25 protein-coding genes and 3 pseudogenes are annotated in these 21182 nt (G+C 46.0%); 13 read left to right on the forward strand and 15 right to left on the reverse strand.

Going from position 1 to position 21182, the window contains the following annotated elements; all coding sequences use genetic code 11:
- On the forward strand, window positions 1-1550 hold a 1550-nt coding region (locus RT018_RS10400; protein ID WP_312941646.1), incomplete at its 5' end, for an FtsX-like permease family protein.
- A 603-nt stretch (window positions 1551-2153) separates the two neighbouring features.
- On the opposite strand, the gene abc-f is transcribed toward RT018_RS10400, so the two are convergent.
- The 12 genes and pseudogenes from abc-f to RT018_RS10460 form a co-directional block, all read right to left on the reverse strand.
- Window positions 2154-3632: a ribosomal protection-like ABC-F family protein gene (gene abc-f, locus RT018_RS10405; protein ID WP_312941648.1), complete on the reverse strand. Its 1479-nt coding sequence runs from the start codon at window positions 3630-3632 to the stop codon at window positions 2154-2156.
- Between the two features lie 272 nt (window positions 3633-3904).
- Complete coding sequence (locus RT018_RS10410; RefSeq protein WP_312941649.1) at window positions 3905-4255, reverse strand: hypothetical protein; 351 nt, start codon at window positions 4253-4255, stop codon at window positions 3905-3907.
- A 121-nt stretch (window positions 4256-4376) separates the two neighbouring features.
- Window positions 4377-4880: a hypothetical protein gene (locus RT018_RS10415; RefSeq protein ID WP_312941651.1), complete on the reverse strand. Its 504-nt coding sequence runs from the start codon at window positions 4878-4880 to the stop codon at window positions 4377-4379.
- Between the two features lie 4 nt (window positions 4881-4884).
- Window positions 4885-5649, reverse strand: a complete 765-nt coding sequence (locus RT018_RS10420; protein ID WP_312941653.1) for a GNAT family N-acetyltransferase — start codon at window positions 5647-5649, stop codon at window positions 4885-4887.
- Between the two features lie 2 nt (window positions 5650-5651).
- Entirely contained in the window at window positions 5652-6182 is a 531-nt protein-coding gene (locus RT018_RS10425; protein ID WP_312941655.1) for a GNAT family protein, read from the reverse strand.
- A 4-nt stretch (window positions 6183-6186) separates the two neighbouring features.
- On the reverse strand, window positions 6187-6819 hold the full coding sequence (locus tag RT018_RS10430; RefSeq protein WP_312941657.1) for a GyrI-like domain-containing protein: 633 nt from the start codon (window positions 6817-6819) through the stop codon (window positions 6187-6189).
- A 458-nt stretch (window positions 6820-7277) separates the two neighbouring features.
- On the reverse strand, window positions 7278-7676 hold the full coding sequence (locus RT018_RS10435; protein ID WP_312941659.1) for an SRPBCC family protein: 399 nt from the start codon (window positions 7674-7676) through the stop codon (window positions 7278-7280).
- An 80-nt stretch (window positions 7677-7756) separates the two neighbouring features.
- Complete coding sequence (locus tag RT018_RS10440; protein WP_312941662.1) at window positions 7757-8347, reverse strand: GNAT family N-acetyltransferase; 591 nt, start codon at window positions 8345-8347, stop codon at window positions 7757-7759.
- 143 nt (window positions 8348-8490) lie between these two features.
- Entirely contained in the window at window positions 8491-8820 is a 330-nt protein-coding gene (locus RT018_RS10445) for a hypothetical protein (RefSeq protein WP_312941665.1), read from the reverse strand.
- 350 nt (window positions 8821-9170) lie between these two features.
- Window positions 9171-9341 (reverse strand): annotated as a pseudogene (locus RT018_RS10450) (DUF1697 domain-containing protein); the annotation flags it as partial.
- A 51-nt stretch (window positions 9342-9392) separates the two neighbouring features.
- Complete coding sequence (locus tag RT018_RS10455) at window positions 9393-9803, reverse strand: peptide deformylase (protein WP_312941667.1); 411 nt, start codon at window positions 9801-9803, stop codon at window positions 9393-9395.
- An 80-nt stretch (window positions 9804-9883) separates the two neighbouring features.
- Window positions 9884-10063, reverse strand: a complete 180-nt coding sequence (locus RT018_RS10460; protein ID WP_312941669.1) for a hypothetical protein — start codon at window positions 10061-10063, stop codon at window positions 9884-9886.
- An 18-nt stretch (window positions 10064-10081) separates the two neighbouring features.
- Here RT018_RS10460 and RT018_RS10465 point away from each other — a divergent pair, with 18 nt between their 5' ends.
- Window positions 10082-10231, forward strand: a complete 150-nt coding sequence (locus RT018_RS10465; protein WP_312941704.1) for a helix-turn-helix transcriptional regulator — start codon at window positions 10082-10084, stop codon at window positions 10229-10231.
- Between the two features lie 59 nt (window positions 10232-10290).
- Here RT018_RS10465 and RT018_RS10470 read toward each other — a convergent pair whose 3' ends face one another.
- On the reverse strand, window positions 10291-11052 hold the full coding sequence (locus RT018_RS10470) for a hypothetical protein (RefSeq protein ID WP_312941670.1): 762 nt from the start codon (window positions 11050-11052) through the stop codon (window positions 10291-10293).
- Window positions 11053-11652: 600 nt separating this feature from the next.
- Between RT018_RS10470 and RT018_RS10475 the strand changes: the two genes are divergently transcribed.
- The 11 genes and pseudogenes from RT018_RS10475 to RT018_RS10525 all read left to right on the forward strand — a co-directional run bounded on the left by RT018_RS10475 (window position 11653) and on the right by RT018_RS10525 (window position 19456).
- Entirely contained in the window at window positions 11653-12153 is a 501-nt protein-coding gene (locus RT018_RS10475) for an RNA polymerase sigma factor (protein WP_312941671.1), read from the forward strand.
- A complete protein-coding gene (locus tag RT018_RS10480; protein ID WP_312941672.1) occupies window positions 12150-12905 on the forward strand; it encodes a hypothetical protein in 756 nt (251 codons plus the stop codon). The genes RT018_RS10475 and RT018_RS10480 overlap by 4 nt, the downstream gene beginning before the upstream one ends.
- Window positions 12889-13764 carry an ABC transporter ATP-binding protein gene (locus RT018_RS10485; RefSeq protein WP_312941674.1) on the forward strand — a complete coding sequence of 292 codons (876 nt, stop codon included), beginning with the start codon at window positions 12889-12891 and terminating at the stop codon, window positions 13762-13764. Before RT018_RS10480 ends, RT018_RS10485 begins: the two co-directional genes overlap by 17 nt.
- Window positions 13703-14980 carry an ABC transporter permease gene (locus tag RT018_RS10490; protein ID WP_312941676.1) on the forward strand — a complete coding sequence of 426 codons (1278 nt, stop codon included), beginning with the start codon at window positions 13703-13705 and terminating at the stop codon, window positions 14978-14980. The genes RT018_RS10485 and RT018_RS10490 overlap by 62 nt, the downstream gene beginning before the upstream one ends.
- The gene (locus RT018_RS10495; protein WP_312941677.1) at window positions 14977-15702 is read left to right on the forward strand and encodes a M15 family metallopeptidase; all 726 of its coding nucleotides are present in this window, start codon (window positions 14977-14979) and stop codon (window positions 15700-15702) included. Before RT018_RS10490 ends, RT018_RS10495 begins: the two co-directional genes overlap by 4 nt.
- A 33-nt stretch (window positions 15703-15735) precedes the next feature.
- Window positions 15736-15896: pseudogene (locus RT018_RS10500) on the forward strand (cysteine-rich KTR domain-containing protein).
- 471 nt (window positions 15897-16367) lie between these two features.
- Window positions 16368-16613 carry a hypothetical protein gene (locus RT018_RS15835; RefSeq protein WP_397360140.1) on the forward strand — a complete coding sequence of 82 codons (246 nt, stop codon included), beginning with the start codon at window positions 16368-16370 and terminating at the stop codon, window positions 16611-16613.
- Between the two features lie 169 nt (window positions 16614-16782).
- Window positions 16783-16917 (forward strand): annotated as a pseudogene (locus RT018_RS10510) (Maff2 family mobile element protein); the annotation flags it as partial.
- A gap of 233 nt (window positions 16918-17150) precedes the next feature.
- Window positions 17151-17738: a TetR/AcrR family transcriptional regulator gene (locus tag RT018_RS10515; protein WP_312941679.1), complete on the forward strand. Its 588-nt coding sequence runs from the start codon at window positions 17151-17153 to the stop codon at window positions 17736-17738.
- A gap of 79 nt (window positions 17739-17817) precedes the next feature.
- Window positions 17818-18606 (forward strand): DUF4097 family beta strand repeat-containing protein, encoded by a 789-nt coding sequence (locus RT018_RS10520; protein WP_312941681.1) that lies wholly within the window; start codon window positions 17818-17820, stop codon window positions 18604-18606.
- Window positions 18607-19051: 445 nt separating this feature from the next.
- Complete coding sequence (locus RT018_RS10525) at window positions 19052-19456, forward strand: sigma factor-like helix-turn-helix DNA-binding protein (RefSeq protein ID WP_312941684.1); 405 nt, start codon at window positions 19052-19054, stop codon at window positions 19454-19456.
- Here the strand turns inward: RT018_RS10525 and RT018_RS10530 are convergent.
- Both RT018_RS10530 and RT018_RS10535 read right to left on the reverse strand, forming a co-directional pair.
- The gene (locus RT018_RS10530) at window positions 19425-20090 is read right to left on the reverse strand and encodes a hypothetical protein (protein ID WP_312941685.1); all 666 of its coding nucleotides are present in this window, start codon (window positions 20088-20090) and stop codon (window positions 19425-19427) included. The two genes, RT018_RS10525 and RT018_RS10530, sit on opposite strands and share 32 nt — an antisense overlap.
- A gap of 132 nt (window positions 20091-20222) precedes the next feature.
- A complete protein-coding gene (locus tag RT018_RS10535) occupies window positions 20223-21053 on the reverse strand; it encodes a helix-turn-helix domain-containing protein (RefSeq protein WP_312941687.1) in 831 nt (276 codons plus the stop codon).
- Window positions 21054-21182: the final 129 nt, after the last annotated feature.

Here is a 21182-nt window from a genome sequence, read left to right on the forward strand (position 1 = left end):
TTGCAGGTGTTCTGATGATCTCCAGCAGTATGAACAGCACCGTTGCTCAGCGAACAAAGTTCTTTGGTATGATGCGCTGCATCGGCATGAGCCGCCAGCAAATCATCCGGTTCGTTCGGTTGGAAGCGCTGAACTGGTGCAAAACAGCGGTTCCCATTGGCGTGCTGCTTGGCGTTGCCGCCACATGGGCCTTGTGTGGAACACTACACTTTCTTGTTGGCGAAGAATTTTCTGATATGCCGCTTTTTGGCGTGAGCATCATCGGAATTATCTGCGGCATTCTTTTGGGCATTATTACCGTGCTACTTGCTGCGCGGTCTCCGGCCAAACAAGCGGCAAAGGTATCACCGGTCATGGCGGTAGCGGGTAATTCGGCGACTGCAAAGCACACAAACCGTGCGCCGAACGCTGGCTTTCTTAAAGTCGAAACAGCGCTGGGTGTTCATCATGCCGTAGCAGGCAAAAAAAACCTGTTTCTCATGACAAGTTCCTTTGCCCTCAGCATCATTTTGTTTTTAAGCTTCTCTGTGATGATCGACCTTGTCGGATACATCATGCCGCAGTCCGCAAACACTGCGGACATCAATATTGCAAGCAGCAATGGCTCGAATTCCATTGACCCTGCGCTGCTGGATCAAATCAGCGACATGGCCGGGGTAAAGCGCGCTTTTGGTCGAAGAAGCAGCCTTGGTGTCCCGGCGCAGGTGAATGCTGTGGCAAGTGAAATCGACGTCATTTCCTATGATGCCTTTGATCTGGACTGTCTCGTAAAAGATCATCAGCTCCGAAAAGGCAGCGACCTTGCAAAAGTATATGGGAATAGCCGGTCTGTACTTGCGGTTTGGGATGCACAAACCCCTGTTTCAATCGGTGATCAGATACAGGTAGCGGGCGAAACATTAGAAATCGCAGGACTGCTGAAATATAACCCCTTTAGCGAAGATGGCAGCACTCACAAAACCGTCACGCTCATTACCTCTGGTGAAACCTTTGCACGTTTAACTGGCAATTCTGAGTATTCACTTGTCATGGTACAGACAACCAGCGATGCAACCGATGAAAATGTGGAAGCAATTCATAATGCGATAGGCAATTCGTACACATTCCGTGACCAGCGCGACCAGCGAACCACCAGCACCTACATGGCGTTTCTGCTGTTCGTGTACGGTTTCTTAGCCATTATCACGGCAGTGACGGTGCTGAATATCATGAACAGTATTTCCATGAGCGTATCCGCAAGGATAAAGCAGTACGGGGCAATGCGCGCTGTCGGTATGGATACCCATCAGATGACTAAAATGATTGCCGCCGAAGCCGCCACGTATGCCTTGTCCGGCTGTGTAGTCGGCTGCGTAGTTGGACTGCTGTTGAGCAAGCTGCTTTACGATAATCTGATTACCGCGCATTTTGCCTATGCCGTTTGGACGTTCCCTATTGTTCCACTCGCTGTTATTCTTGTATTTGTACTTGCTGCAGCCATAGCTGCAGTCCATACCCCGGCAAAACGAATTCGAAATATGAAAGTAACTGATACGATCAATGAATTGTAATGGTTCTTTCCGTGTTACACAGAACTTGAATCATATAAAATCCAATCAGTCACAAGCAAGAGCCGCTGCATCTTCATTTTGTATGCAGCGGCTCTTGTTTTGACTATGTCCCCTCCCAAGTTCACTGTGGGAATCACCCGCATCCCCTTAGATGCCCAATAGGCCCCGCACCAGGGGTTGCGGAATTCTTTGTTAGCGTTTTTAAATTCTAATTATCATATTCTTAATTCAATCGAGAATGCAAATGATATTTTATAATCTATTGGTACCATTGATACTAAAAAGAAAACCGCCTAATCATTGAGATTAAGCGGTTCCTTAAATTGGTCCAAGATGGGTGACTCGAATGCCCGGCCTGATCGTCCCAAACGTGTGTCTGAACTTTCGTCTGCACCTCAGCCGCACTCTTTGACGCTTTCCGCAGGAAAGCGGCTTCCTCTTTGGCGCTCTTTTGCCCTCACTACTGCCATCGTTACTTTCGTATTCTGGGATTTGGTTAGGGATGGATTCTGTGTATTAAAAGATGTGCGGCGGGAATGGAAGAGATGTTTGCGCGCAATCAGATAGATTTTTGGGGGGCAGATATGACCATATCTCGGGCCTTCACAGCGACACGAATTTTGTCGCGATTTTTTCGGTGAAAACCCAGTCATGTTCCACAAACAGGATGGTGGGCCGGTAGGAGAGCAGAAGCGCCTCGATCTGCATCCTGGAGATGACATCCACAAAGTTGAGCGGCTCATCCCAGACCAGCAGATTGGACTCCTCGCAAAGGCTCTTGGCGATCAGAACTTTTTTCTTTTGCCCGCCGCTGAACTCCGCCATGTCCTTTTCAAACTGGACCCGCTCAAAATCCAGCTTGCGCAAAATGGCTTTGAAAAGGCTTTCGTCGATGTCGCCCTCTCGGGCAAGATCGGACAGGCTCCCGCGCAAAAACGACGTATCCTGGGAGACGTAGGAAATCTTCAGCCCGCCGCCAACCTGTAAGTTGCCGGTATACGGGATGTCCTGCCCGCAGATCAACTTCAGGATACTGGATTTTCCGCTGCCGTTCCGGCCCCGCAGCGCGATGCGGTCCCCCCGCTCGACGGTGAAGGTAACATCGCTGCAAACGGCTTTTTCGCCGTACACAATGGAAACATGGTCGAGTGAGACAAGCCGCGGCGCGCGGTAGGGGATCTGAGACACCTTCAGCGCGTCGGCTTGCTCGATATTCCGGAGCAACTGCGACTTCTCCTCCATCGCCTCCTGCCTGCGCTGGGCAATCGCCTTGGAGCGCTGCATCATTTTGGCGGATTTGTGCCCGATATACCCTCTGTCCGGGCGCAGTCCGGAATTCTTGGTTCCAAACTTTGTCTTTTCCACCGCGTCCGCCCAGCCTGCTTTTTCCCGCGCACTGGCCTCCAGTCTGACGATTTGCTTTTTCAGCTTCTCATTCTGCGCCGCCTCAGAACTGTCCTGCCGTTTCTTGTTTTCAAACCAACTGGAAAAATCCCCCCGTTGCAGTTCGATATTGGTTTTGTTGATGGACAGAACATGATCCACGCACCCGTCCAGAAACGCCCGGTCGTGGGAGACGAGAAGAAAACCCTCCTTGCGCCGGAGATACCGGCTGACCCGCTGGCGGCCCTCCGCGTCCAGGTGGTTTGTCGGCTCGTCGATGAGCAAAAATCGGGACTCACCCACAAACAGCACCGCCAGCAGCGCCTTCGTCTGCTCTCCGAAGGAGAGCGTGTCAAAGGAACGCTCCAGCGCATCCTCGGAGACGCCCAGAAGACTGAGCTCGCGGATCAGCTCCCAGTTCTGCGCCTCCGGGTTGACGGAGTGCAATACCTCCTCCGTGGGACAGCTCTGGTCCTTTACCGGAAACGGGAAGTATGCGAGGGGAACGGACGCGGAGATACTGCCGCCATACGGATACTCACCCAGCAGAAGCTTTAGAAACGTAGTTTTTCCCCTGCCGTTCCGGCCGATAAAGCCCAGTTTCCAGTCGGTATCGAGTTGGAAGCTGACGTCCTCAAAAATGTTGTCGTAGCTGCCGGGATAGGAAAAGGTAAGGCCCTCGACTTTTATCTGTGACATGGTTTTGTCCTCCTATATAGAAAATGGCTGCAAGAAAGTTACTTCTTGCAGCCATCACACAGAAAGACAAAGCCCGCCTGTCGGCATGGCAATTCCGTGAGCGCTCAAAAAATGCGTAACTTCCCTGCACAGGCATGACAAAACGGCGGCTGAAGCCGCTCACGGTTTTCATCATAGCCAATCAATCAGCAGGAAGCAATGCGCATTTTTTCAACTCCAATCTATATAAATTGAGGACAGTTTATCATTGCGACACAGAAACGTCAAGGGGTTCATTTTCTACTCAACTCATTTTCGATCAACTGTCGGGACAATTCCATGGCCAGGATGATGCCGTGAAAGCGCCTGTATTGCACGCAGGTCGGCTCATATTTTGAACGGGCTTTTTCGCATTTTCGGATGATTGAGGCCAGAGGTTCCAGGGCGGCAGAAAGATCCTGCGTGGAATATAGATCTGCGCCACGCCCGGTCAGTAAAGCCTCTGCAATTTTCATGGCCTGAATGCGGTTTTTCAGCAGGGTGTGCTGCGAGGTTGCGGGAATAAACTTGGACTGCATCCGCTCACAGCGCACAATGATCGAGGTCACCACCTTCAGAGCGTCCAACTGCTCCTGATCCGTCATGCGTGCGTCTCCTCCCAGTTTCGTAAAGCAGCCAACTGCTCAGGGGTGTGAAAATACGCTTTCTCCGCCGCATCGCCGTACAACACGGCTGGGATATGTTCAATTTGAAATCTGCGCTCTGTCATTTCCCGCACCACTCCAAGACCGGACGCAGGTTTTCCTCGCTGACCCGGCTGCCGCCGTGGAGAAGCAAATCCAGCATATCCTGTTCGTCTGCCGTTTTGTCCGGCTTTGCCGCCAGCTTTTTGCCCACGGTACGCTTCATGGTGTTCATCATAAATTTGTAGATGCCGTGGAGCTTATTGAGTTCAAAACCGCCCTGCAGGGTGAACAGCGGAATGTTCTCCGGAATGGCGTTGCCCTTGCGCACTTCCTTGATCTGCGAGCCGCCGGCCCCCATGCCCACGCCGCAGACCGCGGCAATTTTATAAAACTTTGCCGCCTGCTTATAGCCCTTGACCTGACCTGCCATCAGCCAGCCGAGATAGAGGATTTCAGCGCCGGCGGCAAGTTCCCTTTTTGCCGTGTCCAGAGAATAGGCCGGCAGATTCAGTTTTTCGCCCAGCAGCCCCGCGTACTGCGCGGTAAAGCCGGTATTGGAGGTATACACGATTGCATTCATCATAGATTTACTCCTTTTTCAGTATCCGCTTTAAGTTCTCCACGTCCAACAGCAGATTCACCGTCTGGAATGTGCCCCTGTAAAATACCGCCCAGTTGTTGAACACGCACGGCAGGTTCTTCGCCTGCTCCAGCGTATCTACCGGCACAAGGGACAGCGGCACTTCCTGTTCTTCGCAGTACTGCCGGACTGTCTCGATGCTCTGACCCATATAGGGACATTGCAGGTCGTAATAAATGGTCAACTCCCGGCTCTCAATTTTGGACGCTCTGGCGCAATCGGTAAACCGCGGCACCGTGCCGTCAAAGGAGAGGGTGAGCAGCTCGTAGCCGCTGTCGGTGGAGTCCACCGCCTTGAAACCAAAGCTTTTCGCAAAGCTCTGGTCGGTCAGCCATGCTTTCTGCTTTTGCGCGCCCAGCATACAGACGCCGGACTTGCCCTTTTCCCTGGCGTCCGCGATGCAATACTCCATCAGCGCCCGTCCGTAGCCCTTGCCCTTGTAGGGGGAGGCCGCCCACAGGCAATAGATGTATAAAAAATTCTCGCCGGTAACAGGCACCCACGCAGTCTCCAGCGGAGCATATTCGATGAACACGCAGCCCTTGACATTCAGCTTGCGAAAGACATGGCCTTCTTGGAGTCGCTCAGACAGCCACTGCCGCTTTGCCTCCACGCCGGGATGAGGCTTCCTGCTGCGAATGATACAGCAAAGATGCTCCTGGGCAAGATTTTGCGGCGTTAGGTTGATAAAATCAGGGCTTGCATTTTCCACGTCTACACCTCCGAATATTCCGGGCAGTCCAATTTCAAAAGGGCGTACAGTGCCATATCCAGCGCCTTGCCGTTTTTAACGGCGTTGGCGCGCATGATACCCTCGCAGAGGAAACCGCTCTTTTCCAAAATGCGGCGGGAGGCGGTGTTGTAGGCAAAAGGCTCTGCAAAAATGCGCAGGATATCTGTATTTTCAAATACGTATTTGCAGGTTTGCTTCACGGTGCTGGTGCCAAGCCCCTGCCCCCAGAACAGTTCTGAAATATAATATCCCATTTCGGCAGTGCGGGAATGAATGTTGTCTTTGCAAAAAACGCCAATACTGCCGATGGCCTTGTCGTCTACTGTAATAGCAAAGGCAAAGGTCGCGTTTTTATCGGCGTGAAGCATAGCGTCGATATAGTCACTGGCATCCTTTTCCGTGTACGGGCAGGGCAGGCCGTCCCGCAGATTGTTTTGAATATTCGGATTATTCAAAGCCACCGCCAACTCGGCAGCGTCGCTCATGCGCCATGCGCGAATGCTGCAATCCATTCCATCACCTCTTCTTTACGGGGTGGCGGATCACCGTTTTCCACTTCTCCGGTGGGACCTTACGGGCGTCGGAGAGGTAGATTTCATGGTGAAGCCGCGTTTCCGAAAAGTCGTTTTCGTAGCCGTTCACCGCAAGAAACTCGTCCATCAACGCTACGGTGGCAGGCTCGTCATCAAAGGGGCCAAGATGCATGATCTGGACGCACAGGCCTTCCTCCAAGGTCAAAAACTCCGCTTTGGAACAGTCCAGCTTCTTTTTGCGCGTGGCCTCACCAACCGCCCAGTCAAAGTCTGCGTTGGTCACAAAATCTGGCAGACGAATGACGGAAATCCAGTGGAACAGCGCCTTGTTCTTGTAGTCCACGCCGTCGATGCCCTCCTGCCACCAGAAGCCCTCCAGCGGCGGCACCACGAAATCGTGGTAGCCTTCCATGCGGTAGTCGCCCATCTTGCTCATCTTGATGGTGTAGGCCACGGCGTACAGCACTCCCACCGCCGCCTTATACGCACCGCTCTCCTCATTGGGGTCGCCGGAACCGCGCACGGCAATGTAGTTTGCCTTCGGCACGGTCACGATCTCCGGTTTGTTCTTCGGCAGGTAAAATTCCCTATATTCCTTCTTGAAATCAAACGCCATGGTACTCCCTCCTCTATTTCTTCTTTTTTGCTTTCGGCGAACTTCCCGCAACCAGATATTTCCACTTAAACTGCACGTTTTTTCCATTTTAGCACGCCGACAATCCGCGCACAAGGATTGGAAACTTCTGATCTCCCGCGCGGAGATAGATCGTTTTTTCCGGAATAGACATTGTAAACCTCCTGATTTTTTTGATTTGTTATGCTATTCCGGTCATGCCAATTCAGCGCTTCATTGCGCACCACCGATGCTCTTTATAAGGTTTTACAGCAAAATCCCTGCGGATTTACTTTTATTCCACGGTCAGCAGATATGCTCCCGCTCCAGATTTTCCGGGGTCAGTAGAATGTACTCCATAGGGACCTCCCTGTCGGAATAAAATACGAAACGAACGCAGCGCGCATGCCTGCGATTCCAATATCAAACGGGAAATTGATAATCCACGAGTTGTGCTCGCCTTATTCACCCATTGCTTTTCTTAAATCCGTAATATAAGTCGCTTGCTGCTTTTTAAGATACGACTTTACAAAAAAATTCATAATGGGATTAGCGACTTCTACTTCTTCAGTAAATTCAATTTTTGTACCAGAGCCGTCCCTTGAAAAAAGCCCAATCCAATGCCCGTCCATATTCTTGTTTTTCATATCAAATTCATAGCGTTCATAGGGCTTTTTGAGTGTAATCGTAAATTCAGTTTCAAATCCGTCTTTCGTAAATTCAGTAAAACGATTACCATCGTCAGATACTTCTATTTTAACGATATCACTGCGCCAGTCAAAGGCTGTGTTATCCGTAACTATATTCCAAGCAGCTTCTATTGAACTATGGAACCTTGCAATAACGGTTGCTTTTTTCATTCTGCATCCCTTCGTTCTATATCAATAATCTCAATTTCAAATTCTGACTGCCTTTTATCCGCTCTGTTCCCCGAGTGTTTTTATTTGGAATCACGCCTGCGGCACAGGCGCTTTTCCTCTCTCGTGGGCCGTTGGCAGTAGACCGGATTCTTCTTATCCTGCCTATGATGCTCCCGGCAGGCAACGCAATCGCCATGCCGCTGGCAGCGCGTCCGTTTGCAGGGGCAGTCCGCACGCTGAGTCACGCAGAGCGTGGGCGTATAGCGGATGCCGTCCGTCGTCTGTTCCGCGTCTATCTCACAAAAGCCCAGACGTCGGTAAACCTCCACCGCATAGGGCGAGGAATTCACCGTCATCTGTCCGGCCGAATTCTCCTGACAGGCGTGGAAAAACAGCTGCCTTCCCACGCCCTGGCGGTGGTATGCGCCGCGCACAAAGAACAGCGCGATATGCGCGCCGCCGCTGCGGGTGGCCAGAATGCCGATGAGCGTGTCGCCCTCAAACGCGCCGTAGATGCGCAGCTGAGCAAGGTAGTCTGGGTCGTGGATGGAGGCGTAAAACGCCTTTACGCCCTGCGGGGCGTAGTCCGGCGCTTCAAACTTCTGAAAAACCTCCCACGCCAAATCCAGCGCCGCGCCGTACTCCTCTTTCGCAAGCTCTCGAATCTCCATAATCTCCCACCTCAACTAAATCTTCTTTTTCTATTCCGCTATCTTCAGCAAAGCACTCACGATATCCTTTAAAATCAGAGGTCGCATACTGTCGCAGTATTCGGTGAGGTCGGCATTTTTCAACGCCTCTCGAATTCGGGGAATCAGGTTTGACTTCGCCGTCGCGATTTCCGGCAGCGCCTGAATGCACTCCGCGCCGTGATGGGCTTTTCGTCCGTGACATGGTCAAGAAATTCGCCCATCACGTAGTCAAGTTTGCCTGCCATATCCCAGCGGGCATTGGCGGTGATAATCTCAATGGCCCGGTTGCGTACCAACGAGTTCTTGTGATTAAGAAGGGGGATTGTCTCGTCAAAATACGGATACCAACAGTCACTCCCCCGGCTCTCACGGACAATCTGATCGGCAAATGCGTGGGCCGCCACCGCATTCTTGTCAATGAGCCTTGAAACAAAATCAAGTTTATCCATCATGCACCAGCTTTTTTCTTTTTCAGTTGTAGCAGCGGCGGAATCCGTTTCAAAATCGGGATATCCACAAGCTGCTCGCCGACAAACTCAATATAATCATCCATTGTCTCCATGGAACACCTCCTATACAAAAAACAAGGAATATATCATTTTTCAGAGTGTTGAAAAGTAGCAGCAGCACATGTAGTAAACCGAACTTTTTTGTGATCGAACGATAAAAATACAGAGGGGCTTGCCGCTTATTTTCCTTTGATCAGTTTGGATTACAGCGCAATTACATTGCAACTATCTTTTTGACGGTGTTTGCCGTTCTGATTGTCAGTTTTTTGCTGATACTTGCATTTGCCGTCTTTGACCACCAATTCATCACCTCCATCACTTGAAAAAATAACGTTGCCGCTGTTTAGATAGGTCTTAACTTCTTGAAACCCAAGTTTTTCAAAGTTTTCTTTTAATTTTGCCATGGGAATCTTGTTTTTACCGCTTACATTAATGCCACGCAAAAACGCAATCTGTCTTTTCATATTCGCAAATTCCCTCTCACAAATCCCGACTTATCTCCCGCTCACAGACGATCAGATGATCATCCCCTCGCAGTGGTCGATCTCGTGCTGGATGATCTGCGCCGGCCAGCCGGTGAAGATCTTGAAGCGCTCCTGAAAGGCGCGGTTCTGGTATCGCACTTTAATCGACTTCCAGCGGTTCACTTTTCGCGTGCCGGTGAGGGACAGGCCCCCCTCCTCCGCGTCATACGGGCCGGACTTTTTCACAATCGCAGGATTGAACATCATCCTGTATTCCCCGTCGTCCACGAAAGCGATAATGCGCTTGTTCACGCCAATCATATTCGCCGCCACGCCCACACAGCCGTCCTTGTGGGCGATCAGTGTTTCCAACAGGTCTTCCGCCACCGACAGATCCGCTTCGGTTGCCGCTTCCGCCTTCTGTGCGAGGAAGACCTCATCCCTGCAAATCTCTCGAACCATATCTTAAATCCTCCGGATATTCTTTTACTTATAATACCACGATTTCCCTAAAAAACAGCCTAACGGTTTGGACTGTAAAATTAATTTGAGTCGCCTTTTTTTGTTTCGCCGTCCCACTGCGGCAGTGCAACCACCTTTAACTCTGGTTCAGGCGCGGTAATGTAGAGCTCCTCGCATGCCTGCTGGGCATCGATGAGCAGATTGACCGCATCCTCCGTGGCACGAAACAATTTTAAGTACATCTCTTTATAACCCGGCATTTACATCCCCCATAGGATATAGCCAAGTTGTTAAGTGTCAGCCAAGCAACGTATTCTCGCTATGAAAGCGGGATTTTGGATATTCCCAGCATTTCACTCAATAAACTCGCTGATTTTTACAAGGTAAGCGTGGATTATCTGCTGGGGCGGACGGACACCCAAAATTGAACAAATAACGAGGCGGAGCTTACCGTATACCAGGAGGCGCGGTCATATGTAGCAGCTATTCACATTTCAAAAAAGTAATTGAGATATGCCTGAAGCATCTGATCTTTGTCCAGCAGTGGAATATCCCTGGCATCTGCAGGATTGATCGGATCGCTCTGATTGCGAATCAGAAAGTCTGCAAGACTTTTTAAAGAACCGCAGACCCGTTTAATGCCCTCACTGCCCTCGTCATCATGAAGACTGTCTTTGCTGATGCATTTTCCGTTTTTATCCACAACAAAGGATTCCAAATAACTACTGAATCCATCATTATAAACAGGATGCTTTAGATCTTTGAGAGCATCTCCCAATCCATAAAAGTAAAATCCTCGGAACGTAACAACATAAGTTGTCGTTCCATCATCAGTTTCCTGACTGCCTAAAAGCGTAAGGACAGGAGACACAAGTGTCGTACTGCCCTTGCCCAATTCGTCCTCTCCTATAACAGCATTGCTAAATTGATCCACAGCCAAGTTGTAGAGAGTAGCGTCTGTTCCGGTCAGGCCGAATGTATCAGCCGTTGGAATTGGAAACTCAGTTGAATAGATTTTTCCGCCCACGTGAATCTTTTTAGGCATATTTTGCTTTGCCGGGGTGCCTGACGATGCTGAATTTGACGATGCATTCGATGAAGAAGTCGGTTCCATAGATGCGCTTGGTTCTATTATGCTTGATGATATACCAGACGAAGAATATGTTTGACCCGCGTTGCCTCCACAACCCGCGAGAAAAAGAAGAACGACACTTTTTTTAAAAAAAGTATGATTCAGCACAATTAGCAACAACCTTTCCTTTTATTCAAAGCGTAATTGTTTTTTACACGACAGTACATTATCTCTGACCAAGGGTGTGCACCGATGTTATCATAACGGCTACTTCTCTTTCGAAAAGATCTATACTGTGACTCCTGCGATACCTTGTCGTAACCACATCACAATTTCAAAGCTGTCATGTTATACCCCTTTTCTCATTTTGTAAAGAATCTACCGGAATAGAGATATTGCGAAATGGTTTACTGTAATTGACCTGATCCCGAAAAACCGAACCATTAGAAAATGATAGTTCAAAATGAGGAGTATTATCATTACCTCACATTATTTTATATTTCCGGAGTCAGCATTTAAACGACTTATAATTTGGGCGTATAGACTGTTTAATTTCGTTATTGCTTAGCATTGAGTTTGTGTTCTTCAAGAGAACAAACTACAATGGTTAAGGTCGTAACAGTTTGGCTGATACCGAAGGCTCAGAAAAGTCTACAGATGGGCGCAAAAGAGAATAGAGCTGCTTGTTGTAGTATTCAAAAATTGCACTTTTTATGAGTGCGATTGATCCTATCACGATTTTCAAGCGTTATATATAACCAGAAAGGAGCGAATGCCATGGATGATACAGAGCTGATAGCTCAAATCCAGGGTGGGAATACAGAGTGCGCAAACAAATTGATTGAACGTTATTATGCATCAATTCTGCGTTATTGTTCGTGGCATTGCCCTGATTCCAACCGCGCGGAGGATTTAACGCAGGAAACATTCTTTAGGGTGTTTCGGGATATTCGAAGCTATAACAGCAGAGGGAAGTTTAAGTCATACTTATATACGATTGCCCATCGTCTTTGTATTGACGAATATCGAAAACAATCCTTTTATACCTTGGATGAAGATGTGCCTGCCTTTGATGCCGGAATGAAAAAAATAGAAGATCAGGAACAGCTTGCGCATTTCTTGAACCTCTTGTCGCAGCCTCAACGAGAGGCGGTCATTTTACGCTACGGCGAGCAACTCAGTTTTAAAGAAATCGCACAAATTACAGACGTGCCGACCAGAACAGTTCAGAGCAGAGTGCGACTTGCTTTGGCAATTATGAGAAAGGAAAAGTCATGAATAAAAGTGAAATTAAAATTGCTTTGGGCAAGGGCCCGGAGCCAAAGCGCCTGATAGAAACACAGCAACTATGTGTAGATATGCTGAGTTTACAACCGCTTTCAAATACAGTGGTTGAAAAACGCACAAACTTCTGGCAATTCCTATCAAATATAATCCAGCACATCGGTTGGCGGCTTTGGGGACTTCAAGGCGTAGTGCTGCTGTTGGTCTGCGCCGGAATTTATTCGATCCCTAACACACCAAAGATCATCCCATTTTTTATGCCGCTTTTTATCTTGGCTTGCCTCCCATCTCTCTATCAGAACCGCACATTTGGAATGTGTGAAATTGAAGCCGCCACAATGGCATCAGGTGCACAGATCATGTTGGCAAAATTGGTGTTAGCCGGTGCTGGGGATATGATTTGCCTGACTCTTACGCTGGCCCTGACTGTACGCACAGCAGAATATGATGTCAACATCGTGCAGCTCATCATGTATGCGCTGGTTCCATTTTGGGGGTGTATGGTCACAACCCTTTGGAGCATTCGCACTTGCAAAACACACGCAATACAAATTGGTGTTTCCGCTTGTTTGGGCGCGGGCATTTTTGCAGGCTGTACGGCACATTGGATGCCGCAGCTTTACGAACTATCTGCAATCGGTATTTGGTTTGCAGCGTTCATTATATTCTCTGGATTTTTCATCAAAGAGATTTTTCTGCTGATGGAAATGAGAAAGGAAGGAAAAATGTATGGAATTATCGCTTGATAGGCTGACAAAACACTTTGGGTCAAAAATTGCCGTTGACTGCATCAGCACAAAACTGACGCCGGGTGTATATGGCCTTTTGGGTGCGAACGGAGCCGGAAAAACAACGCTGATGCGCATGCTCTGCGGCATTTTGGAGCCGACAAGCGGAGATGTGCTATATGATAGTCAAAGTATTCTTTCCATGGGAGGTGAGTATAGAAACGTACTGGGCTATCTCCCACAGGATTTCGGATATTACCCGGATTACTCCGCGCAGGAGTTTCTGATGTATGTTGCGGCGCTGAAAGGTATCCCGCGCCGGACAGCGTTGAAACGCTCTCATAAGCTTCTTGATACTGTCGATCTATCCAATGTCGCCGCAAAAAAAGTAAAGACTTTTTCCGGTGGTATGAAGCAGCGTTTGGGTATTGCTCAGGCTTTGCTAAACAACCCCAAAGTGCTGATTTTGGACGAGCCAACAGCCGGACTTGACCCGAAAGAACGTGTGCGTCTGAGAAATCTTTTGTCCGATTTTGCACATGACAGGATTGTGCTGCTCTCCACACACATCGTGTCGGATATTGAAGCGATTGCGGATAAAGTGTTTCTAATGAAGAAAGGACGTTTTCTCCTTCAAGGCACCATAGATGAACTCCTGTCAGATGCAAAAGGAAAGGTTTGGGAGTTGATAGTACCGGAACGAGAAATGAGAAAATGGGAAAAATCCGCAACGGTGGCAAACCTGCGGCATGACAAAGATCGTGTTGTGCTTCGGATTATATCCGCTTCACAGCCCGCGCCCGAGGCTATCCCCTGTGAAGCAACGTTGGAAGATCTATACCTTTCCTATTTTCCAACAGAAGAAGGAGTTAATTGAATCGATGGAATTGTTTTTATTTGAACATAAGAAGCTGTGGCGGCGCAAAGGCGTACAAATGAGTGTACTGCTCTGTTTCCTTTACATTGTCATATTTGGTGGTGTGCTTTCTTATCAGTGGTTTCAATTTGGCTCAGTAAAGGATTTTACAAGTGCATTTGGTAATCGTTTTGATGGTTATTCAAATATTCAGGCCAAACAGCAATATGCCGGGCAATGGACAGGCGAACTGACAGATGATGTGCTGCAGGTCATGGTTGCGGATTATCAGTCAAAGGCCCAGTCCGATGAAATATCGGATTATGAAATGACAGATCGGCTTACGCTGAATTCGTGGGTCAGAACATTGTGGCCGGAATTGAAGCAAACAGATAATCCTTACATAATGATCAACTATGTCAATCCGGCACAGTTGACGGACTTCTATGAGCGCAGGCATCAAGCCGTAGATGATTTCCTTGAGCTGAACGGGCAGACCGACAAGGAGAAAGAATATTTTCTCAATATGGATTCCGAGGTGCAGCAGCCTTTCCAGTACGATTGGGTCGAGGGCTGGTCTGAGGTCATCGCCAATTCTGTAAGCGGATATGGAATGATCATGGCGCTCTTTCTGGCTGTCGCGTTGTCATCAATGTTTTCGGGTGAATGGCACAGTAATACCAAACCGCTGATTGCCACCACCCAAAATGGGTGGCAGAAAATTGCCTTGGCAAAAACCGGTGTATCAGTAGCCTTTGCATTGGAGTTATATGCTGTTCTGGCAGTCGGAACAATCGGCGCACAGCTTGTTTTCCTTGGGACGCGAGGCTTTGATATGCCAATACAATGTATCAAGTTGATTGCGACAGCTCCATGGACGATGTTGCAGGCAGAAATATACGAATATGCTTATCTGCTTTTGTCGACGATTGGCTTTACTGGGATTGTGCTGCTCCTTTCGGCACTTGTAAAAAGCAATTTCACTTCTCTCTTGGCGAGTTTGGCCGTCGTTTATGTACCAATGGCTATCACACAGTTTCTACCACTATGGGGCCAAAAGCTACTCGACCTCATTCCCTTTGTTGGAGACTCGTCCGATATTTTCCGAACAAATACTTATCACCTGTTCGGACATATCATATGGTCGCCATATCTGCTCATCACCGTCCCGGTATGTGTCGGCCTTGTATGTATTCCCTTTGCCATCCGTTGCTGGTCGCGGAGAGCGAAAACATGAAGAACGCGAGAAGGCAGCATAAAACAAAGAAAAACGTTATTCTTCTGGCTGCTGTAATTTTACTCTTTTTTTCTTATATATTTGCAGCAAACGGTATTATACCGATAAATTTCATTTTTCCTTCATTCTCCGACATTTTTCCATCCTCCCGGCAGGTTGCAAGTACAGATCACGGATGGAACTTGATATTAGTCAATAAGGACAATTATATCCCCGATAATTATGAAGTGGAACTTACTGTTTTATCAAATGGCCAAAGCATAGATACGAGAATATATCCGTCGCTGCAAAAAATGTTCAATGATATGCGCTCTGATGGTTATTATTCTATAGTTGCATCTGGGTATCGTACACAGGAAAAGCAGCAAGAGCTTATGGATGAAAAAACACAGGCGTATATGGATGAAGGCCATTCAAAATCCGAAGCGAAAAACTTGGCGGAGGAATGGGTAGCCGTTCCGGGCACCAGTGAGCATCAACTGGGCCTAGCCGTTGACATCAATCAGGATGCTTCGCTTTCAACCGCCGATGAAGTATATGGCTGGCTTGCGGAGAATGCTTACAAGTATGGTTTTATACAACGCTATCCAGCCGATAAAACTGAAATCACTAGCACGATATATGAGCCATGGCACTATCGGTATGTAGGAATCAATGCGGCAACGGAGATTTATATGGGGGGAATTTGCCTTGAAGAATACATTAGCAAACTGAATGAATAGAGGAAGTGATGCTTTTAACTTAAAGCTAGATGGATTTGTTGTCCGGTTTGCGGAAGCAAAACTCGGATGAAAATACGTAAGGACACCAAAATCAGAAAATTTTCTCTTTTTATCCAAAATGCAAACAGGAAACCCTAATTTATGTAATGCACCTGAACCTTTCAGTTTGCAAAGAGCCAGACGCTAAGACGTAGAGCCGATAATCCGTGAGCAACTGGTTTTCACAGATTATCGGCGTTCTCAATATTAAGTAATCATCTGCCCGGCGGCAGAAAAGAAAAAACCGCCGCTGAGTAGACGATTTTCTATGCTCAACTGATGATATTGTCAAACGGCGGATATGAGTAATCAGAGCCGCCGTTTCTTTTTGCCATAAATAGAAACCACGACGACCCACATCATGAAATCGGCACGGCGGTATAAGGAGGATACCATTGTGCATCGCCATTTTATACCAATTGGTAACTCGTTAAAAAAAGCCGCCCTAAACCAAGGGCAAACTATGTCCATCTGTGTATTTACACACAAGGCCAAGTAAAATTTATTTGTTGCAATGCCCGGTTGACGTTTGTTCAGCCGGGCTTTTTTGCGTCCATTTTTCTCTGCTGCCGTTCGCCGCCCTGTCCTTTCTGAAATTTTTAATCTTTCAGAAAGGACAGAACATCATGGAGGTATTTATCAAAATCGACGGACAGGCTGTGTCCGTTGAAGTCACGATAAAGATTTATGAATATCTTGATCAGGCCAAGCACAAGGACGAAAATCTTGCCCACGAGAAACGCCGCCATTGGGACAGGCGGGAGTTTACCAGAAATATTTTTCTGGTATATATGATTGGAATTGCCTACAATCTATACAAGGTACAAGACTCAACACAAAATAAGGAAACAAGAGGCAATGCAGACGAATAGAAAACAAGAAAGAGCTGGGAAATCTCACTACATTTTAAGGGGAAATATATATGCCACGAGCACCTCCTTGCCATCAACCCAAATCACTATTTAAGTATAAGCAGCCGCCCACATGGGCGGTTATTTTTATGTCCGGGCATTTTCACCCGGGAGAAAAGGAGAACAATTTATGGCTTTTTTCACTTCTGCTATCGGTACTTTGCAAACTCTGGTCATTGCGCTGGGCGCGGGCCTTGGCGTGTGGGGCGTTGTCAATCTGCTGGAGGGCTACGGCTTGGATAACCCCGGCGCAAATGCACAGGGTGCATAAGGAAGCAACAACAAGCACCAAAAACAACAAGATTGACAGCTAACAGACGATTAATGTATAATGTGCAGTTAAAAAACTTAATGTTGAAACTGGGTGCACATTTCACGCGGAAATAGCAAATAATTTTTTGAGGAAAATCTTACTTGTTCTCTCGACAAATGAAAATTTCTGTGCTAAAATCAGAAATGAATAAAATTGTATTCATTTCTGATTTGGGAGGCAGCATTATGAAAGACAAAAAATCTGAAATTTTTGATTGTGGGAAAGATTTGTTTAGCCGTAATGGGTTTAAAGTAACCAATGTTTCGGATATTACGAAAATGGCCGGAATCGGCACGGGTACATTTTATAAATACTATACTTCCAAAGAGGAACTTTTCATGGATATCTATCTAGAAGAAAATGAAAAGTTAAAAAGGAGTATCATGGAATCTGTTCCGGCAGGAGCTGATCCTATAGAATTAATAAAAGGAATTATTAAAAAAAACCTCGAAGGAATGAAAGCCAACCCGATCTTAAAAGAATGGTATAACAGGGATTTGTTCAGTAAAATAGAAAAAGAATTTTATAAATCGGATGGGATAAAAAGCATTCATGAAATCATGAACGGCAGTACGTTTGAACTTATAAAATTGTGGCGTTCAGAGGGAAAATTAAGAAATGATATCGATGACGATATGATACTCGCCATTTTCAATGCAATTCCTTATATCGATATTCATAAGGAAGAATTAGGAATTCAATACTTTCCTCTCATATTGGAATACTTAGCAGAATTTATTATGAAAGGTCTGATGGATAGGAAAAAAAAATAAATACCTTGTTGTATTTATTTTTTGTCCCATTGTGAATGAATATAGAAATATTCATTTCTATAAGGAGAAAGGTGATAAAGTGCAATTAAGACGAACAAAAAAATTAATTTTGATTGGAGTGATTATTTTGGGAATTTTAGGACTTGGTGCGCTGTCTGTAAAGCAGATCAGTGAAGAGCAATCTTTTGCCGCGGAAACAATTGACAAAATAAAAATTGATGTGACAACGGAAACCGTACAGATCAGCCAGAGCGGCACTGGCGGCAATGTGATGGTTTACTTAACGGGAAAAAAGATGATGCAGGAAGTAAAATTGTCTGCTCAGGTAATTGAGGGAGTCCTTACTATAGGCATAGAGAGGGATCGTAAGTTGCTCGAAGACACAACGCTTACAATCAATCTACCGAATGACTTTACCAAAAATCTTGATATTCATACAACAACAGGTGTAGTCAAATTTGATTCGGTAACTCTAAACAGCTTTATTCTGACTACAAATTCAGGAGGAATGAAAGCGCAAGCATTAAGCGCGGACAATATTTCTGTTACCACAACATCGGGAAGCATTAAAGCTGTAAAGCTGGAGGCTAAAAAGCTGGATATTCAGGGCAAAACTGCTTCGGTCAAGATTGACGAATGCCTTACTAAATCTGCACAGATTGAAACCACAACCGGGAGCATAACTTTGCGGCTTCCCGATACTGCCGAATTTTTATATGAAGCTAAAACCTCTACCGGAAAACTTAGCTCCGACTTCCCTATAAATACCAAGGACAGCAAAAAAATAACAGGGCAAATTGGTACGAAAAGCAACCAGATTATCCTGCAAACGTCTACAGGAAGCATCAGCTTATTGAAAAACAGCTGATCCTATTTGATACCATATATCGGCCGACAACATATAAATGCCTTTTGAGAATTTACAAAAAGGTAGGTTGATAAGTGCGCGCTTTTAGGGCCTTCCAATGGCAGCTATGCGATTGGAGGGCCCTTTATGGATTGCTATGGTTTAAACCTATTTGATGAGGGGCCGCCACCTTACTGTGACGGCTTGGCTTAGCTGATGCTCTAAACCTGCTTTGCTTCCTGAAATTGCAGCAATTCGCAGGCGGTTATTGCGCTCATTTTTCATATGACACCGTTCGAGTTTTTTCTCGGATAGGTGTCTTTTTGTTTACTGACTTTTCGGACAAGTCCCTGCGTAACTTCGGGCCAAGTTGGCCCGAAGTGCCGTACTGTCCCGGCTGTCGTTCCCCGCCATGCCTTATACGATTTTGACTACTCACTCTCAAAAATCGAATGGAGGCATAGCTATGATATCAATCAATCTACGGGATTTTTACCCGTGGTGCAATGAAGATATATTTGTGGAAATCACAGAGGAAATGCTGGAGGTAATGAAAGCCGCCGACAGACAGGAAGCCGCCTATAAGCGTCGCACTTATTATCACAAAGCGCAGTATTCACTTGACTGCCACGACGGTATTGAAAATGACGCGCTTCATCATTCCCCCTCGCCGGAGAAAATCTATACCAGAGGAGAAGCGACAAGGGAACTTTTTGCCGCCATTGGTCAGCTCACGGCAATACAACGGCGGCGGTTACTTGCCTACTATTTTGAAGGTATGAACTTCCGCCAGATTGCGGAAGCGGAGGGCGTAAGCCACGGAAGCGTCTCGCAATCGGTCAAGGCCGCGCTGAATCGTCATATCTATTGAGGTTACGCAATGTTGTTAATAAAATATCTGATAAGTCACTTATATCAATACCTAAATCGCTTTCCCATATCGCAAATTTGGCTAAGGTTGATAGAATCTCTTTAACATTTTCTTTCGTCGAGTCTTGTTTCATCAATTCCTGTAAAGTAGAAATTCTTATGGGCATTTGATTGTTGGACAATTCATCTTTAATTTCGTCCTCACTCATACCCAAAATGATATTCATAGCACAACTTATAAAAACGCTATGGCCAATTTTATGCGCAACATATTCGCCCCACGCCTCAAATAGTGGAGAATACTCATGTTTTCCAATGTCCTCAAATCGGCCATTATAATATTTTTTTGCAAACGCAGTATGGTCTATTGCATGCTTAGTCTCGTGTGCAACAGTAGAAATATATGAGTACCCATCTTTAAGTTGTCGAGACGAAACAAGTATAAACTGTTGTGAATGAATGTCTTTGGGAATTAAGTACAAACCGTTCAATTTATTACATGCCTCAATGCCCTTGCTCGATTGATTTTGCAAAAAATCTTTATAAACTTCATTTTCACAAATGGTAACAGCATCTTGATATAATTTATCTAAAAAACGCACTGTTATTCTTATATCAGGATGCCCCTTTAGCATCGTCTTGACTATTGATTCCAACACTTGTTGTGTGTCATTAGGTCAGAATAGATGCGGCGGAGGGTTATACAATAATCACGATGATTGATTGCTATACTGTGCAAATTAGATTGTTTTTCTACAAAATTCTTGTCATAAAAATTTCTTTTTTGGTATAGAAAAGTTTTTTACAAGCAACAAGATTGCCGCTGTCGCAAATATGCAAAAAGCAAAAATGTCCCATACGTCTAAAAGCGGTTCGGAAATAATTTTTGAGAGGCTAACGTTAATTAAAAAGCTCATGGGGATTGCCAGTAACAAAGTTATGGCAGATGCAATTCGTTTCCTTGATTTCAGTATTTTAAATAATGCGAAAACAATCCAAAGAAACACCATAGAAATGATGGCCATTCTAATACCAATGGGCAAAATCAAATCACTGATTTCAATTAAATGATCCAACACATACAAAAAAGGGACAATTAAAACACTTAACGCAATCATTGTTCCACAAATTCCCTTTTCGCCAAATTTTATGACGGGGAAAAATACCAGCCAAGCAAAAACAATTGAGCTAATTGGAAAAAGTGACCAAGTAAAATTGCCTGATATCGCCATATTGCATATAGCACATACTACAATGCCAGCCAAAAGCAGTAAAGAAAATGCAGTGGCACATATACTTTGTATGGACTTTGCTTTGTTTTTTACTGCTTTGTCAGCATACTGCAAGGCGTTATCAATAATTATCTCCACATCTTCGGTATCGGCATTGCTTTTTTTACCGTTCAGCAATTCACCTGTTGTTACACCAAGTATGTCTGCGATAGACGGTAAAAGCGATATATCGGGGCAACTTAATCCTCTCTCCCATTTTGAGACTGCCTTATCTGTAATATTTAATTGGGACGCCAAGTCTTTTTGTGTCATCTGATTTGATTTTCTTAATTCAAAAATAAATTGTCCCATCTTTTCATTATTCATTGAACAACACCTCCTATATCTATTTTATTGGGCAGTGTACAATATAGCAAGAAACCATTGGTTGAGTCTGAAGAAGTAAACCAATGGTCGATTATACAAATAATTTTTGGTACCAGTATAGCATAAAAA

The organism is Oscillibacter sp. (assembly GCF_032060045.1).
Lineage (GTDB): Bacteria > Bacillota > Clostridia > Oscillospirales > Oscillospiraceae > Oscillibacter.